The organism is Mesorhizobium sp. PL10 (assembly GCF_053714315.1).
In genome coordinates this window covers 1-16076 of record NZ_JBSKBR010000019.1, presented here as the reverse complement: position 1 = coordinate 16076, position 16076 = coordinate 1, and the positions used below count along the sequence as shown (strand labels likewise).

At 63.9% G+C, this 16076-nt stretch carries 19 protein-coding genes and 1 riboswitch; of the genes, 14 read left to right on the top strand and 5 right to left on the bottom strand.

What is annotated here, in order from left to right:
* Positions 1 to 238: 238 nt before the first annotated feature.
* Positions 239 to 1402, bottom strand: a complete 1164-nt coding sequence (locus tag ACWGTO_RS25360) for an aromatic ring-hydroxylating oxygenase subunit alpha (protein ID WP_454577538.1) — start codon at positions 1400 to 1402, stop codon at positions 239 to 241.
* A gap of 122 nt (positions 1403 to 1524) precedes the next feature.
* Between ACWGTO_RS25360 and ACWGTO_RS25355 the strand changes: the two genes are divergently transcribed.
* From ACWGTO_RS25355 to cobO, 5 genes are all read left to right on the top strand, one after another.
* Entirely contained in the window at positions 1525 to 2217 is a 693-nt protein-coding gene (locus ACWGTO_RS25355) for a gamma-glutamylcyclotransferase (protein ID WP_454577537.1), read from the top strand.
* Between the two features lie 67 nt (positions 2218 to 2284).
* Positions 2285 to 2479, top strand: a riboswitch (cobalamin riboswitch).
* A 36-nt stretch (positions 2480 to 2515) separates the two neighbouring features.
* Positions 2516 to 2695, top strand: coding sequence for a CbtB domain-containing protein (locus ACWGTO_RS25350; protein ID WP_112565177.1), 180 nt, complete (start codon positions 2516 to 2518; stop codon positions 2693 to 2695).
* Between the two features lie 15 nt (positions 2696 to 2710).
* The gene (locus ACWGTO_RS25345; protein ID WP_454577536.1) at positions 2711 to 3520 is read left to right on the top strand and encodes a CbtA family protein; all 810 of its coding nucleotides are present in this window, start codon (positions 2711 to 2713) and stop codon (positions 3518 to 3520) included.
* Entirely contained in the window at positions 3513 to 4025 is a 513-nt protein-coding gene (gene cobU / locus ACWGTO_RS25340; protein ID WP_454577535.1) for a bifunctional adenosylcobinamide kinase/adenosylcobinamide-phosphate guanylyltransferase, read from the top strand. Before ACWGTO_RS25345 ends, cobU begins: the two co-directional genes overlap by 8 nt.
* On the top strand, positions 4025 to 4639 hold the full coding sequence (gene cobO / locus ACWGTO_RS25335; RefSeq protein WP_454577534.1) for a cob(I)yrinic acid a,c-diamide adenosyltransferase: 615 nt from the start codon (positions 4025 to 4027) through the stop codon (positions 4637 to 4639). Before cobU ends, cobO begins: the two co-directional genes overlap by 1 nt.
* Positions 4640 to 4690: 51 nt before the next feature.
* On the opposite strand, the gene ACWGTO_RS25330 is transcribed toward cobO, so the two are convergent.
* Together ACWGTO_RS25330 and cbiB are read right to left on the bottom strand one after the other, a co-directional pair.
* Positions 4691 to 5029, bottom strand: coding sequence for a hypothetical protein (locus tag ACWGTO_RS25330; RefSeq protein WP_454577533.1), 339 nt, complete (start codon positions 5027 to 5029; stop codon positions 4691 to 4693).
* A gap of 154 nt (positions 5030 to 5183) precedes the next feature.
* Positions 5184 to 6161, bottom strand: a complete 978-nt coding sequence (gene cbiB / locus ACWGTO_RS25325) for an adenosylcobinamide-phosphate synthase CbiB (protein ID WP_454577532.1) — start codon at positions 6159 to 6161, stop codon at positions 5184 to 5186.
* On the opposite strand from cbiB, the gene cobD reads away from it, so the two are divergent.
* Positions 6160 to 7215, top strand: coding sequence for a threonine-phosphate decarboxylase CobD (gene cobD, locus ACWGTO_RS25320; RefSeq protein WP_454577609.1), 1056 nt, complete (start codon positions 6160 to 6162; stop codon positions 7213 to 7215). The two genes, cbiB and cobD, sit on opposite strands and share 2 nt — an antisense overlap.
* Positions 7212 to 7721, top strand: coding sequence for a tyrosine phosphatase family protein (locus ACWGTO_RS25315; protein ID WP_454577531.1), 510 nt, complete (start codon positions 7212 to 7214; stop codon positions 7719 to 7721). The genes cobD and ACWGTO_RS25315 overlap by 4 nt, the downstream gene beginning before the upstream one ends.
* Positions 7722 to 7733: 12 nt before the next feature.
* Here ACWGTO_RS25315 and ACWGTO_RS25310 read toward each other — a convergent pair whose 3' ends face one another.
* Positions 7734 to 8537: a creatininase family protein gene (locus ACWGTO_RS25310; protein ID WP_454577530.1), complete on the bottom strand. Its 804-nt coding sequence runs from the start codon at positions 8535 to 8537 to the stop codon at positions 7734 to 7736.
* Between the two features lie 137 nt (positions 8538 to 8674).
* Positions 8675 to 9058 (bottom strand): RidA family protein, encoded by a 384-nt coding sequence (locus tag ACWGTO_RS25305; RefSeq protein WP_454577529.1) that lies wholly within the window; start codon positions 9056 to 9058, stop codon positions 8675 to 8677.
* Between the two features lie 254 nt (positions 9059 to 9312).
* On the opposite strand from ACWGTO_RS25305, the gene ACWGTO_RS25300 reads away from it, so the two are divergent.
* From ACWGTO_RS25300 to ACWGTO_RS25270, 7 genes are read left to right on the top strand one after another with little or no spacing between them, the layout of a single operon-like run.
* Entirely contained in the window at positions 9313 to 10317 is a 1005-nt protein-coding gene (locus ACWGTO_RS25300; protein WP_454577528.1) for an ABC transporter substrate-binding protein, read from the top strand.
* Positions 10318 to 10334: 17 nt separating this feature from the next.
* On the top strand, positions 10335 to 11144 hold the full coding sequence (locus tag ACWGTO_RS25295) for an ABC transporter ATP-binding protein (RefSeq protein ID WP_454577608.1): 810 nt from the start codon (positions 10335 to 10337) through the stop codon (positions 11142 to 11144).
* Positions 11131 to 11982, top strand: a complete 852-nt coding sequence (locus tag ACWGTO_RS25290) for an ABC transporter permease (protein ID WP_454577527.1) — start codon at positions 11131 to 11133, stop codon at positions 11980 to 11982. The genes ACWGTO_RS25295 and ACWGTO_RS25290 overlap by 14 nt, the downstream gene beginning before the upstream one ends.
* A 1-nt stretch (position 11983) precedes the next feature.
* Positions 11984 to 13300: a cytosine deaminase gene (locus ACWGTO_RS25285; RefSeq protein WP_454577526.1), complete on the top strand. Its 1317-nt coding sequence runs from the start codon at positions 11984 to 11986 to the stop codon at positions 13298 to 13300.
* On the top strand, positions 13300 to 14697 hold the full coding sequence (locus tag ACWGTO_RS25280) for an FAD-binding oxidoreductase (protein WP_454577525.1): 1398 nt from the start codon (positions 13300 to 13302) through the stop codon (positions 14695 to 14697). The genes ACWGTO_RS25285 and ACWGTO_RS25280 overlap by 1 nt, the downstream gene beginning before the upstream one ends.
* The gene (locus ACWGTO_RS25275) at positions 14697 to 15278 is read left to right on the top strand and encodes an NAD(P)H-dependent oxidoreductase (RefSeq protein ID WP_454577524.1); all 582 of its coding nucleotides are present in this window, start codon (positions 14697 to 14699) and stop codon (positions 15276 to 15278) included. The genes ACWGTO_RS25280 and ACWGTO_RS25275 overlap by 1 nt, the downstream gene beginning before the upstream one ends.
* The gene (locus tag ACWGTO_RS25270) at positions 15278 to 15865 is read left to right on the top strand and encodes an NAD(P)H-dependent oxidoreductase (RefSeq protein WP_454577523.1); all 588 of its coding nucleotides are present in this window, start codon (positions 15278 to 15280) and stop codon (positions 15863 to 15865) included. Before ACWGTO_RS25275 ends, ACWGTO_RS25270 begins: the two co-directional genes overlap by 1 nt.
* Positions 15866 to 16076 lie beyond the last annotated feature (211 nt).

The following is a 16076-nucleotide window of genomic DNA, read 5'->3' as shown; positions in this document are numbered from 1 at the left end:
CTGAATCAGCCCTTGAAGACGACTATCACGGTTGCACCGGACAAAAGAAGGCCGCCCGCGCTTGCCTGCGGGCAGCATCGCGCATGCTGCATCAGCCGGCGCTTTAGGCCGGCGGCGGAAGGCCTTTGACCGAATTCGTTTTTTTGCCGGGAACGGATCGGTGTTCGCCACACCCAGCATGCTTGCGGCGGTCTGCGGCTTCGCAAAGTGGCGCTATCTGCCGAAATCGCTCTGAGGATCAGAGCGCCGCATGCCGCTCGCGCACCCAGTTGTGGAAGCGGTGCAAGTCATATTCCTCGGGCATCAGCACGCCTGTCTGGTGGCGCACCGAGCGCAGGCCTTTCTGGTTGACCTCGCAGATCGCGGCATCCTCCTCCAGCACCTGGGTGCCGAAGGCGACGACATTGTCGATGTCGGTCTCAGGCAGTGCCTCCTTCGCGAACAGCCATTCGGCGGTGAGTTCGGTCTGCTCGGGGCCGAGCGGTGTCAGCCGCACGGTGCGGACATAGTCGACATGGCCGACGATGAACATCGAGGGCAGATTGGTGGCATAGGTCTGGCCGGCCGCGCGCTCGGCCGGCGTCAGGCCGGAGAAGACCGGGCCATGGGCGTGTCCATCGCGCGACCAGGTCTCGGCGTCGGCGCGCAAGCCACCGGAAAACTCCGGCGCGTCATTGTCGGCATGGCGAACCCAGTCGGGGTCGTCGTGCCGGCTCATCAGGCCGCGGCCGTAGATCGGCACCAGCCGAGACAGGTCCTTGTGGACGCCGGGGCAGTGCAGGCACTCGTTGAAATTCTCCCAGAAGATCTTCCAGTTGCAGTTCATCACCTTGCGCAGCACATGGCCTGATACCAGCGTTTCTAATGGCCAGTTGCCGAGGTTGCCGGATGCCGGATCGAAGGATGCCTGGGCCGAACCGGCGGCATCCTCCTGCAGGTTGACGAAGACAAAGCCGCGCCAGACCGACAGCGCCACGCGATAGAGCGGATGATCAGCCTTGTCGAAACCCTCGGGCAGCGATTTCGAGGGAACGCGCACGAGGTCGCCGCGCAGCGAATAGGACCAGGCGTGGTAGGGGCAGGTGATGAGCCGCGCCTTCAGCCGGCCCTCGCTCTCCTGGCACAGTTGCGAGCCGCGATGCCGGCAGGTGTTGTGGAAGGCGCGCAGTTCGCCGGTATCGTCGCGCAGCGCGACGATTTCCTGCGTGCCGACGCGGAAGGTCCTGAACGCCAAAGGCTGGGCAAGGTCGGCCTCGCGGCAGACGAGCAGCCAGCTTTTGTACCAGATGGCGTCGAGATCGCGCCCGTAGCTTCCCGCGTCCCAATAGGCCGAGGACGGCAGCGTCGGTTCGGCCTTGGTCAGGCCGTTATAGGGGGCGCGCTGGCTCGGATTGGGTTGCATGGCTGGCGTCCTCTAAGGATACGCCAGCCGACACCCCGGCAAATCGTTTGTCAATCAGGGCGCCGCATTGCCGGCTTGGGGCGCGGCGCATAATCATGTCGCGGATATGGGGGATTCGGAACGTGGCCGCACGACAGATGTCGCTTACGCCGGAATTGGTCGCGCGCTGCTGGCGCGAGATCAGGGACCCTGGGCCGGATCCGGACTTGATGCATCTGGATGACCGCGACTACGACGTGCTGGTGGATGAATTGCAGGCCGAACTCCCCGATAGCGAACCGCTGTGGCTGTTCGGCTACGGCTCGCTGATCTGGAAACCGGAAATCGATTATGTCGAGGACCGCGTTGCCCTGGCGCGCGGCTGGCACCGCTCCTTTTGCATGAACATGACGCGCTGGCGGGGCACCAAGGAAAGCCCGGGCCTGATGATGGCGCTCGACAGCGGCGGACAGTGCAAGGGCGTCGCCTTCCGGCTGCCCGACGACAACCGGCGAGAGCAGCTGGGCCGGCTGTTCCGGCGCGAAATCACACTGAAGCCGACAAGCTACCGGCCGCGTATGCTGAAGCTTGCAAGCGAGGCCGGTCCGCTCAGAGCCCTGGCTTTCGTCATCAACCGCAACGGGCTGACCTATTCCGGCCCGCTCGACGAAGCGAAGGTCGTCGACAGGCTGGCAACTTCCTGCGGGCACTGGGGGTCAGGCGCCGACTATCTCTACAACACGGTGAAGAATCTGGAGGAGCGCGGCATTCACGATCGTCATCTGTGGCGGCTGCAGCGGCTGGTTGCGGAGCGGATCACCGCCTTGAACCCGTAACGCTGCATGGCGCATTCGCGCTGTTGGCCGGCGGAATTTGGTTTGCCGGATGCGGCTGTTTCAGCCTATAGTCACGCATGTCGTCGGTTCCACTAGGGACCAAGAGGGAATGCGGTGAGGGCTGACTTGTTGCCCGATGCCGTGGCTGCCCCCGCAACTGTGTGCGGTAGTCCTCTCCAAGCCACTGAGGATTTTTCTTCGGGAAGGTGGGGAAGGGCGCTGATCCGCGAGCCAGGAGACCTGCCGGCGACAGGGAACTGACTTCGATGCCCTCGGGTGGAGGGCGAAAGGACAAGATATGAATACCGCTTCCGTCTCCCTCGGCGCTTCCGTCTCCTCGCAGTCGCGTTTCATGCAGCTCGTGCTTAGCGCGTTTCTGGGCATTTTCGTCATCGGCGTTGTCGGCTTCTCGCATATCGATGCGGTCCACAATGCCGCGCACGACTATCGCCATTCGATGGCGTTTCCCTGCCACTGACGAGGACCTGACATCATGACCCTGTTTCGCAACGTCGTGTTCGTCGCGGCGATTGCCGGGCTCGTGGCTGGCGTCGTTCTCGCCTGCCTGCAGGCCTATGCTACCGTGCCGCTCATCTTGAAGGCGGAAGTCTACGAACAGGCTGGTGGCGGCCATGACCATGAGCATGCCGCGGCGCCCGCCGCCAACGCTGCGGGCACCACGGCCATGAGCACCGCCGCGCCGGCGGAAAATGCCATGAGCAGCGCAGCACCCGCACCCGCTGTAGCAGCCGCGCCCGCGGAGGACGAAGGCTGGGCGCCGGCCGATGGCTTCGAGCGCTTCGCGTTCAGCGTGCTGGCCAACATCGTTACCGGCATCGGTTTCGCGCTGGTCTTAGTGGCGGTTTCCGAATTCGCCGGTGGCATCGGCAGTTGGCGCCAGGGCGTATTCTGGGGTCTGGCCGGCTTTGCCGTGTTCACGCTGGCGCCGGGCCTCGGCCTGCCGCCGGAACTGCCGGCAATGCCGGCGGCCGATCTCATGCCGCGCCAGATCTGGTGGTGGTCAACGGTGGCGGCGACCGCCATTGGCCTTGCCTTGATCGCCTTCCGCACCTCGGCGCCGCTGACCGTCCTTGCCGTCGTCCTGATTGTCGCCCCGCATATTGTCGGCGCGCCACAGCCCGACAGTTTCGAGACGCCGATCCCGGAAGGCCTGCACCATCAGTTCGTGGTGGCGGTGACGGTGACCAATCTGGTGTTCTGGCTTGTGCTTGGTGCCGTTGTCGGCGTGGTACGCGGGCGCTTCACCGGCACCGCGACCAGCCCGCGCGACAGCTTTGCCTGATCGCAGTTTGACCTTCATCATCGGCGGCGCGCGCTCCGGCAAGAGCGCGCACGCCGAAACCCTGGCGACGGCGTTGCCGCGGCCATGGACCTATATCGCCACCGCGGAAGCCTATGATGACGAGATGCGCGCGCGCATCGCGCAGCATCGGTCGCGGCGCGGCGAAGGCTGGACGACTATCGATGCGCCGCTCGATCTTGCCGGCGCGCTTGAGGTCTTGCCTGACAACCAGCCGGTGCTGGTCGACTGCCTGACGCTGTGGCTGACCAACCATATGCTTTCCGACCATGATCTTGATGCAGAATGCCGGCGGCTGGCCGATGTGCTGGCGCGGCCGCGCGGACCGTGGTTCGTGGTCTCCAACGAAGTCGGGCAAGGCATCGTGCCCGACAATGCGCTCGCGCGCCGTTTCCGCGACGCTGCCGGCCGGCTCAACCAGCAGGTCGCGGCGATTGCCGATACGGTGCTATTGATGGTGGCCGGGCTGCCGCTCAAGGTGAAATAATGACCGATATCGACGCAAGAGACGAAGAACGCCATCGCGCCAAGATGGCCAAGCGCAAGGCGGTGCAGGATGCCGAGGTTGCGGAAAAGACGGTCGAGAAGGGGCTGCTGATCGTCAACACCGGACCCGGCAAGGGCAAGACCACGGCCGCCTTCGGCCTCGCGTTGCGCATGCTCGGCTACGGCAGGCGTGTCGGCGTCGTCCAGTTCATCAAGGGCAAATGGCACACCGGCGAAAAGGATGCCTTTGCCGCGTTCGGCGACCGCGTCGTCTGGCACACGATGGGCGAGGGGTTCACTTGGGAAACGCAGGATCTGAAGCGCGACATCGCGGCTGCCGAAGCCGCCTGGGCCAAGGCGCTGGAGCTGATCGCCGATCCCTCGATCAGCCTTGTCGTGCTCGACGAACTGAACATTGCGCTGCGCTACGACTATCTCGACCTCGACAGGGTGGTGGCGGCGTTGAAGGCGCGGCGCGAAGGCCTGCATGTCGTCGTCACCGGCCGCAACGCCAAGCCGGCACTGGTCGAGGCGGCGGACCTCGTCACCGAAATGGGCGTGACCAAGCACCATTTTTCGGCGGGTGTGAAAGCGCAGCAGGGGATTGAGTTCTAAGGGGCTCTTACCCTCCCCGGTGCGGGGGAACTATATATTTGACAAGTAGGGCTACGAGCTACCTGCCAACAGAGGGGGCCTGAAGATGCGGGTAGCTCCTTCTTCGGGGTCGATCACCAGAACAACGTTTTCCGGATTTTGCCAAGGCAACGACAGCACGTAGGCCGCAAAATCGTCTTCAGGAAAATGATTAAAACCTCCGCCGGCCACAAACATTTGCGGATGTTTGCCGCCGCCGAAGCTGTCCTCGACGCTTCTAAGTTGTTGGAAGGGGCCGCCGTGGGTCGCTAGCCATTCCTGTACTCGCTCGAAGAGAACGGGCTGACCGTTCGGGTTCGAACAGTCTTCAGCAGAGGACGTACAAAGCACTACACCGCTCACGACGCTCATTTTTGTCTCCGAAATAACCATGCCTTTTTATGGCACGGCGATTTCTATTTCTTGGTCTTGGGTTCCGGTTTCCCTTTCGCGAGTTGGCCAAGCCTACCCCCACCCGATCCGCTATGCGGAACGACCCTCCCCACAGGGCGAGGGTAAGAACCGCTCAGAACGTCACCGCGATCAGCACCGCCGAGAGCAATCCGAACAACCCAATCAGCAGATAATCTGCGACCTGGTAGAGTTTCAGTGCCCGCCTGATGTCCAGGCTCTCGGCCTCGCGCCGGCCGCCTTCGCCCATGAACGCATCGTCGACGACAACGCCGCCATAGCTGCGCGGGCCGGCGAGCGCCAGGCCGAGGGCGCCGGCCATAGCGGCCTCTGGCCAGCCGGCATTGGGCGAGCGATGCTTTTTGGCGTCGCGCCGCACCGCATCCCATGCGTTGCGAGGATCGGCGCCGCTGACAAGAAAGGCGGCGCCAATGATGAGCAGCGCGGTCAGCCGGGAGGCCGGCAGGTTGATCCAGTCGTCGAAAAGTGCTGCCGCCCGGCCGAAGGCCTCGTGGCGCGGGGTGCGGTGGCCGATCATCGAATCGGCGGTGTTGGCGGCCTTGTAGGCGACGCCGCCGGCCAGCCCGCAAACGCCGGTCCAGAAGGCGGGTGCGACGATGCCATCGGAAAAATTCTCTGCCAGGCTTTCGATCGCGGCGCGGCTGACGCCGGCGTGATCGAGCTTTTCGGGATCGCGGCCGACGATGCGCGCAACCGCAATGCGCCCGAGCGCCAGTCCACCAGTGTCCAGCGCATCGGCCACGGCCTCGACATGTTTGGTAAGGCTCTTCTGCGACAGCAGCGACGATGCCAGGATCGCCGTGACGATCATGCCGGCAGGAAAGAGCTGCCAGAGCAGGATTTGTACGATGAAGGCAATCACCGCCGGCACCAGCACAATGACCAGCAGCGCGTGTACGCCGCGGCGGCGACGCAAGGCGTCGGAATCAGTGGCGCGGTTGAGCCTGAGGTCGAGAAAGGATATCAGCCTGCCGAACCAGGTGACGGGATGGCCAACGGCACGGAACAACCAGTCCGGGTAACCCAGGATGCGTTCGATGGCCAGCGACAGGAAAGCGATCAGGACCGACATGAAGCTTTCTGATGGAGCGATTGCTGCGGTGGATCACGGTGGATCCCTTGGCCGGGCGAGCGCGCTCTTCCCCCACGCGCCACAGCCTTTCGTCGATCTCTCGACGGGTATCAATCCGCACTCCTACCCGCTTTTCGAGCTGCCCGCCACCGCTCTGTCACGATTGCCGGAAGCGGCGCGTCTGCGTGAGCTGGCCAGGATCGCGGCAGGCGCCTATGGCGCGCCTTCGGCAGCTCATGTGGCATCCGCCCCGGGCACGCAGATCCTGCTGCCGCGCGTCGCTTCGCTGGTGGGCCCCGGCCGGGCGCTGGTGTTGGGGCCGACCTATGCCGAGCACGCCAGGGCCGCTGCGATTGCCGGCCATGCCGTCGCGGAGGTCGACGATGTCAAGGCGCTCGCTGCGGCCGACCTCGCCATCGTCGTCAATCCAAACAACCCGGACGGGCGCGTTGTGCCGCGGGAAAGTCTGCTGCGGCTTGCCGCGGAATTGCGCGCCAGAGGCGGACTACTGGTCGTCGACGAGGCCTTCATGGATGTCGGCCCGGATGCGGAAAGCCTCGCCGGCGATGTCGGGCAGGACGGTATCGTCGTGCTGCGTTCCTTCGGCAAGTTCTTTGGCCTGGCCGGCCTGCGGCTCGGCTTTGCGCTTGCCGATGCGTTGACGGTCGAAAGGCTTGAAACGCAATTCGGCCCCTGGGCCGTCGCCGGCCCGGCACTGGAGTATGGTATCCGCGCGCTTGCGGACAGCGGCTGGCAGGCCGACATGCGGCGCCGGCTGGCTGCGGATGCCTGGCGGCTCGATGAGCTGTTTGCACGCTTCGGTGTCGCTGTTACCGGTGGCACGACGCTGTTTCGCTATCTTCAAATGCCGGACGCCGTCGGGCTGTTTTCGGCGCTCGGTGAGCACGGCATCCTGCTTCGGCATTTTGCCGACCGGCCGCAGGTACTGCGTGCCGGACTGCCGGGGTCCGATGAGGAATGGCGGCGGCTCGAATCGGCGCTTGCCGACTGGCACGCACGGCGCGACGATGGCGCCAGGGAGATTGCGCGATGATCCATGTCTGTTCGCTGGCAAAGCTCGAGGATACGGTGGCCAGAAGCGGCGCCGAGCGCGTGGTGTCGCTGCTTGCTGCCGGCACCGAGGTGACACGGCCGGCCTCGATCGCCAGGGAGAACCACCTGCATCTGGTCATGCACGATATTGCGGTGGCGCAGGACGGCATGACCATGCCGGGCGAAGACCATGTGCGTAATCTGCTCGACTTCGCCCGCAAATGGGATCGCGCGAAGCCGATGGTCGTGCATTGCTATGCCGGCGTCAGCCGCTCGACCGCCTCGGCCTACATCATTGCGGCGGCGCTCGCTCCGAAGCGCGACGAGTTGGAGCTGGCGCAGACATTGCGGAAGCTTTCGCCCTCGGCGACGCCCAACCCGCGGCTGATCGCCGTCGCGGACACTCTGCTTGGCCGCGATGGCCGCATGATCGAGGCGATCGAGGCGATCGGGCGCGGGGCCGATGCTTTTGAAGGCACGCCTTTCGTTCTCAAGATCGACGGCTGAGCGCCAAGCCTTCTACGCCAGCCAGTCGGCAAGCTTGGCCTTGCGCACATCCCTGAGCAGGCTGATGAAACCGTCGGCCTGATACTCCGCGGTCAGCCGGCCTTTTTCCGCCGTGGCAATGCTGGCGTCGCCGACGACGCCGTTGGGGTTAAGGTCGCTGGCGATCCAGGCGAAGGCGTGCGTTCCGGTGTGGCGCAGCAGCGCAAATTCGGTCTCGGCGCGTGCGACCTTGGAGACGAAATTATCGGCCTTGCCCATGTCGACGAGGTCGGGGCGGAAATGCAGCATCAACGAGGTCTCGACATCGCCGCCATGAATGCCGTGACGATCTTCCAACTCGGTGTACATGCCGGCAGGGCGACCGAAGCGCTGCCAGCTGGTCTTCACCGCCAGCATCCTTTCACGCACGCGCAGTTCGCGCGTGACGATGCCCATGATCTCTTCATTGCCGCCATGCGAGTTGACGACGATCAGTTTTCTCACCCCGGCGCGGGCGACTGACAGGCCAAGCTCGGTCCAGGCATCGACCAGGGTCGTCGCCGGCAAGGTCAGCGTGCCCGGCGCGTGCAAATGCTCGTTCGACTTGCCGACCGCCTGGACTGGCAGGATGCGGATGTCGAGATCGGTTGGCAGGCGGGCAATGACCGTCTCCAACATGCCGTTCATGATCGAGGTGTCGGTCGAAACCGGAAGATGCGGGCCGTGCTGCTCGATCGCCGCCACCGGCAGAACGGCAACAGTCGCCTCTGGATCGATCGCGGCATATTCGGTGGTCCGGTAGTCGCCCCACCACACGCGTCTGTTTGCAACGGTCATGTCATGCCTCTTTGATAGCCGAGCCAGCCTTAGGGCTGGAACCCGAAATTGTCGACCCGGCTCCCCGCTATGGCTTCGGGCGTTCGTCGCTTGGAAAGCCAATTCTATGGCTTTCCATCCGCTTCGCGGACCACTCCTCACCCAGCGGCGATTGCCTCGACCTCGACCTTGAATTCCGGCCGCGCGAAGCCCGACACGATCATCAGTGTCGAGGCGGGCGCGGGGTTGGCGAATAGCCGGTCGCGGACATCCATATAGGGTCGCAGATGCGCACGGTCGGTGACATAGGCGTTGATGCGCACGATATCGCCTAGCCCCAGGCCGGCCTCGCCGAGGATCGCTGCAATGTTCTGAAAGCACAATTCGGCCTGCGCCCCGGCGTCCTCCGGGATCTGGCCATCCGCGGTGATGGCGACCTGACCGGAGCACAGCACCAGCCGCTTGCCGGGAGGCACTTCGACGCCGTGGCTGTAGCGGGCAAAAGGCGGCTTGATCGACTTCGGGGTGAGGAATCTGAACATGGCAATCTCCGGTTTGCGGCCAAGCCTAGGGCTGGAAAGCAAGTCCCTCAAGATGCGGTGCATGGCACAGGGGCGATTGTGGACAGGCGTCCAAAAAATAGGCACGATGCCTCCCACACAGCATGACCCGTCCGGTCTTGGCAATGACTGCCGCGTAGAGCAGGCGGTCCGGGCGGTGGCATGTGTTTTGCTTCTTGGACCAATGGTGTCGAGCCCGGCGCGTGACGCTCCGGAGCCAACAAAGGGTGGTGTCGATGTACGGAAGACAGAAGATTTTGGCTGGCGCGCTCGCGCTGCTTGGAGCCAGCACGCTGGGTGCGGCGGCGAACGAGAAAGTTACCTTCGGCACCAATTGGCTGGCCGAGCCCGAGCATGGCGGTTACTATCAGGCTGTCGCCGACGGCACCTATGCCGCATGCGGTCTCGATGTGACGATTTCGCAGGGCGGTCCGCAGGTCAGCGGTCGGCCGCTGCTGCTGGCCGGCAAGCTCGATTTCTATATGGGCGGCAACCTTCTGTCGGCCTTCGACGCCGTCCAGCAGGGCATTCCGATGCGCGTCGTCGCGGCCGATTTCCAGAAGGACCCGCAGGTCATCATGTCCCAGCCGGGGCAGGGGCTGGACAAGTGGGAAGATCTGAAGAACGCCGACCAGTACATCCTGGGCGACGAAGGCGCGCAGACCTTCTTCCAGTGGATGGTGACCGAGCTCGGCTTCGATGCCGCCAAGCGCGTGCCCTACACCTTCAATCCGGCGCCCTTCATCGCCAACAAGAAGTCGATCCAGCAGGGCTATGTTACCTCGGAGCCGTTCGCGGTGCAGAAAGCCGGCGGCTTCCTGCCCAACCAGTTCCTGCTCGCCGACTATGGCTGGGAGACCTATGCGACCACGGTCGAGGTCATGCAGGACACGATCGACAAGCGGCCTGAGGTCGTCCAGTGCTTCGTCGATGGCTCAGCCAAGGGCTGGTACAATTACCTCTACGGCGACAACAAGGCTGCCAACGACATGATCAAGAAGGACAATCCTGACATGACGGATGAGCAGATCGCCTTCTCGATCGAACAGCTGAAGAAGTTCGGCGTGGTCGATTCCGGCGATTCGGAAAAACTCGGCATCGGCGCCATGACCGACGCACGCATCCAGAGCTTCTATGACAAGATGGTCAAGGCCAAGGTCGCGCAGCCCGGCATCGACATCAAGAAGGCCTATACGCTGGCCTTCGTCAACAAAGGCGTCGGGCTCGAGCTGAAGAAGTAATCGTGAGACTGGAGACAATGGCGCAGGCGCCCATGACGGCATCGGGTGGAAGCCCGATGCTGCTGGCGCTGCGCAATGTCGGCAAGGTCTTCTCCAACGGCGTCACGGCGCTGAGCGATGTCGATCTTGCCATTCGCGAGGGCGATTTTCTCAGCCTGCTCGGGCCGTCCGGCTGTGGCAAGTCGACGGCCTTGCGTCTGATCGCCGGCCTGTCGACGCCGACCTCAGGCGTGCTCGACTGGCGTGGCTCCATCGACCGCTCGAACATCGGCTTCGTCTTCCAGGAGCCGACGCTGCTGCCCTGGGCCAATGTCTTCGACAATGTCTGGTTGCCGCTCAGGCTGAAAGGCATTTCGCGCGCCAAGGCGGCGTCGGCGGTGACGGAGATGCTGGCGCGGGTACACCTGACCGGCTTCGAGAACGCCGTGCCGCGCGAACTTTCGGGCGGCATGAAGATGCGCGTCTCGATCGCGCGCGCCATGGTGACCAAACCGCGCATCCTGCTGATGGACGAGCCGTTCGCCGCACTCGACGAGATCACCCGCTTCAAGCTCAACAACGATCTGCTGGAGCTGTGGCAGGACGAACGCTTCACCGTCGTCTTCGTCACCCACAGCGTCTTCGAAAGCGTGTTCTTGTCCAACCGCGTCGTCGTCATGGCGGCACGGCCGGGCCGCGTCCATGCCGAGTTGGCGATTGATGCCGCCTATCCACGCGACGAGGTGTTCCGCACCTCGCCCGATTGTGCCGCGCTCTGCCGCCAGGCCTCGGATATTCTGGTCAATGCCATCAACACATCAGTCGGACCGCATCATGACGGCCATTGAGCAACCCGTGCTGACCCTTGATCCCGAGGAAGCCGGCCGCGTGCGCCAGGAGCGGCTGGAGCGGATCGGCCGATGGGTCTTGCCGCTGGCGATCATGATCCTGGCGATCTGGCTATGGGACCGGGTGTGCGTCTGGAACGAGATTCCAAAATACATCCTGCCGCGCCCGGGCGTGGTGCTGCAGACGCTTTATGACGATTCCGGGCTCTTGTTCTCCTCGTTGCTGGTGACGCTCAGGATCACCTTCCTCAGCCTGCTTCTGGCGGTAATCGGCGGTGTCGGACTGGCGGTGCTGTTTGCGCAATCGAAATGGGTGGAGATGTCGTTCTTCCCCTTCGCCATCGTGCTGCAAGTGACGCCGATCGTCGCGATCTTTCCGCTGATCAACATCTATGTGAACAACCAGACGGTGAAGCTGCTGCTGTGCGCCTGGATCGTCGCCTTCTTCCCGATCCTGTCCAACACCACGCTCGGCCTCAACTCCGTCGACCGCAATCTGCGCGATATGTTCAAGCTCAATGGCGCGACGCGCTGGCAGCAATTGCGCTATCTCAGGCTGCCGGCGGCGATGCCGTATTTCCTCGGCGGGCTGAAAATCGCCGGCGGCCTGTCGCTGATCGGCGCCGTGGTGGCCGAGTTCGTCGCCGGCGCGCAGGGGCAATCGTCGGGGTTGGCGTCACGCATCATCGAGGCCGGCTACCGCCTCAACGCGCCGCGGCTGTTTGCTGCGCTGATCCTGATCTCGCTCACCGGCATATTGATCTTCCTGGTGTTGTCGCTGGTGTCGCATCTCATCCTGCGCCGCTGGCACGAGAGCGCGCTGAAGCAGGAGCGGTAGGGTGACGTCAGCCATCAGCATTCCGCAGGACGGTTCTTACGTCCTGGCCAACGTTCGCCTTCACCGGTCGCTGACGCCTAGCCTTGCCGAGGCTTATGACAGCGACGGCTTCGCATTGGCCGACATCTCTGTTGCCGATGGCAAGATCTTGGACATCGTCGCGCATAGGAAATCAAAAACGCCAGCCGACGCCATCGACCTTGCCGGCCGCATCGTGCTGCCGTGTTTCGTCGATTGCCACACCCATATCGACAAGGGCCATATCTGGCCCAGAAAACCCAATCCAGACGGCACGTTCATGGGTGCGCTCAACGCCACCGGCGCCGACCGCGCTGTGCGCTGGAGCGCCGAGGACGTGGCGCGGCGCATGGATTTCTCGCTGCGCTCGGCCTATGCGCACGGCACCAGGGCCTTGCGCACGCATCTCGACAGCGTGCCGCCGCAGGAGGAGATCTCCTGGCCGGTGTTCGAGGCGATGCGAGACAAATGGCGCGGCCGCATCGAATTGCAGGCGGCCTGCCTGCTCGGCATCGAGGGCGTGCGCGACACAATATGGTTCGAGAGGCTGGCCAAGCGCGTGGCCGCGGCAAAGGGCGTGCTCGGCGTCGTCACCTATATGGTGCCTGACCTCGAGGAGCTTCTCGACAAGGTGTTCGCCGAGGCGATCAAGCACGGGCTCGATCTCGATTTCCATGCCGACGAGACCGACGATGTCGCGGCTATCTCGCTGAAGAAGATCGCCGAGGCTGCCCTCTGGAACAGCTTTGAGGGCAATATCCTGGTCGGACATTGCTGCTCGCTGGCGCGTCAGCCGGATCTCGACGTGCTGGACACACTCGACAAGGTGGCCAAGGCCGGGCTGGCGGTGGTGTCGCTGCCAATGTGCAATCTCTATCTGCAGGACCGGCGTGCCGACCAGACCACGCCACGCTGGCGCGGCGTGACGCTGCTGCACGAGATGAAGGCGAGGGGCATTCCGGTCGCAATTGCTTCCGACAACACCCGCGACCCGTTCTATGCCTATGGCGATCTCGACATGCTGGAGGTCTACCGCATGGCGACGCGCATTCTGCATTTCGACCATCCGGTCGGCGACTGGCCGCAAGCGGTGGCGGCGACGCCAGCCAAGGTGATGCGGCTCGATGGTGTCGGCACGCTGGCCGCTGGCGGCAGCGCAGACTTCATCGTGTTCAAAGGCCGGAGCTGGACGGAATTGCTGTCGCGGCCCGAATCGGATCGCATCGTCATGCGCGCGGGCCGCGCGATCGACCGGCAATTGCCCGACTATGCCGAACTCGACGAACTGATGGTGGACTAATGGATGTTTCGGCGCTTAAACGCGATCTCGATGGGATAAAGCTCGACGACAATCCGGCCATCGTCCAGCAGAAGAGCCGCGATTTCTACTGGTATAGCCCGGTGCTGAAACAACAGCTCGACCATGTTACCGGCGACCTGATCGTGACGCCGAAGAACGAGGCTGAACTGATCCGCGTACTCGCCGCCTGCCACCGCCATGGCATCCCGGTGACACCGCGCGGCAGCGGCACCGGCAATTACGGCCAGGCGATGCCGCTATCGGGTGGCGTGGTGCTCAACCTTGCAGAAATGAACGAAGTGAAGGCGATCGCGCCGGGGCGCGTGGTGACCGGACCGGGCGCGGTTCTGGCCGACATCGATCGCGCTACGCGCGCGCATTCCAGACAGGAACTACGCATGTCGCCCTCCACCTACAACACGGCCTCTATCGGCGGCTTCGTCGCCGGCGGCTCCGGCGGTGTCGGCTCGATCCGCTGGGGCGGGTTGCGCGATCTTGGCAACGTCATCAGGCTGCGCACGGTCACGATGGAGGCCGAGCCGCGCGTGATGGATCTCACCGGCGAGGAGGTGCTCAAGGTCATGCACGCTTATGGCACCAACGGCATCATCACCGAGGTCGAGATGCCGCTGACGGCCTCTTACGACTGGATCGATGTCATCGTCGGTTTCGACGATTTCATGGACGCGGCCGGCTTCGGCAACGACCTTGCCGTTCAGGACGGCATACTGGCGAAGCTGATCACGCCGATCGCCGCACCCGTCCCTTACGACTATTTCAAGCGGCACCAGAAATTCTTCCGGCGCGAGCAGAGCATCGTGGTGTGCATGATCGCGTCGCACGCCATGGACGCTTTTGTGGCCTTCGTCCGCAGCGGCAAGGGCGAGATCGTCTTCCGCGCCGACCAGGAGGCCGACCTCAAGGGGTTACCGCCGGCCTATGAACTGACGTGGAACCACACGACGCTGCGCGCCATCAGGGTCGATCCGACGATCACCTATCTGCAGGCACGCTATCCGTCACCGGACCATCTCGCGCACGTCAAGGCGATGGTCGACCGCTTCGGCGACGAGGTGCCCGCGCATCTCGAATTCATCCGCTTCGACGGCGCGATCGGCGCCGCCGGCCTGCCGTTGGTGCGCTACACTACGGAAGAGCGGCTCGACGAGATCATCCGCATCCATGAGGACAATGGCTGCTGGATCTTCAACCCGCACCGCTACACGCTGGAAGAGGGCGGCATGAAGCAGACCGACGAAATCCAGCTGGCCTTCAAGCGCGAGACCGATCCGCAAGGCCTGCTCAATCCCGGCAAGATGATCGCCTGGGAAAATCCGGATTACGATTATCGCTCGGGCCGGACGTTCCTGTTCAAGGGACCGCAAAGGGCAGGGTAATGAAAGTCCTCGTCCTCTATGCGCATCCGGTGGAGACCAGCTTCAATGCCGGCCTGCACCGCACGATCGTCGAGCGGCTGACGGCGGCGGGCCATGCGGTCGATAATTGCGATCTCTATGCCGAGGATTTCGATCCCAGGCTGACGCGCGGGGAGAGGCTGGATTATCACAATCAACGCAGCCCCGCGGATCCGGCCGCACCCTATGTCGAGCGGCTGCTGCGGGCCGAGGCGCTGGTGCTGTCCTACCCCGTCTGGAATTACGGCTTTCCGGCCATCCTGAAAGGCTTTTTTGACCGCGTCTTCCTGCCCGGCGTGTCGTTCAAGCTGGTCGCCGGCAAGGCGCAGCCGTCCTTGCACAACATCGGCAAGCTCGCAGCGATCACCACCTATGGCGGCAGCCGGTTCCGCGCCATGCTAATGGGCGATCCACCGCGCCGGCTGGTCAAGCGCATGCTGCGCGCGACGATCAAGCCCGGCGCCTCGGTATCCTACCTCGCGCATTATTCGATGAACCTGTCGACTGACCAAACGCGCCGGGCTTTCATTGCCAAGGTTGCGTCCGGGATGGATGAATTCTGATGCGCGTGCTGGTGGTCTATTGCCATCCGGTGCCCGAAAGTTTTTGCGCCGCGATCAGAGATACCGCCGTCGACGTGCTGCAGGCGCGGGGCTGGGAGGTGCGGCTGCTTGACCTCTATGCCGAACAATTCGACCCGGTGATGGGCACTGCAGAGCGGCGCGCCTACAACGACCGCGCGCCGGACGATCCGGTGCTGAAACCACATTTCGAGCATCTCACCTGGGCTGAGGCGATCCTCTTCATCTACCCGACCTGGTGGTACGGACTGCCGGCGATGCTGAAGGGCTGGCTCGACCGGGTGTGGGCGACCGACGTCGCTTTCAAGCTGCCGGCGGGCAAGGGGCGGATTCAGTCGCTGATGAGGCACGTCACCAAGGTCGGCGTCATCACCACCTGCGGCGCGCCGACCTGGTGGAGCGTCGTGGTCGGCCAGCCCGGCCGCAAGACGCTTTTGCGCGGCATGCGGGCGCTTTGCGCGACGCGTTGCCGGACGTTCTTCCTGGCGCATTACCTGATGGACGCCTCGACGCCGAAGAGCCGGGCGGCGTTTCTGGAGAAGGTGCGGGCGAAGCTGGAGCGGTTTTGACGGGGCCGGACTTCCCTTCTCCCCTTGCGAGAGAAGGTGGCCGAGCGAAGCTCGGTCGGATGAGGGGTGTTCCAGCTTGCAAGGACGGCGCTCCTTCGCGTACCCCTCAACCGTCTCGGCGTTGCGCGCCGATCCACCTTCTCCCACAGGGGGCCTGTTGCGCAGTTGCTGACCAGGTAGCGTTGAGCGTTGAAAGCAGGCGATTGCTGCT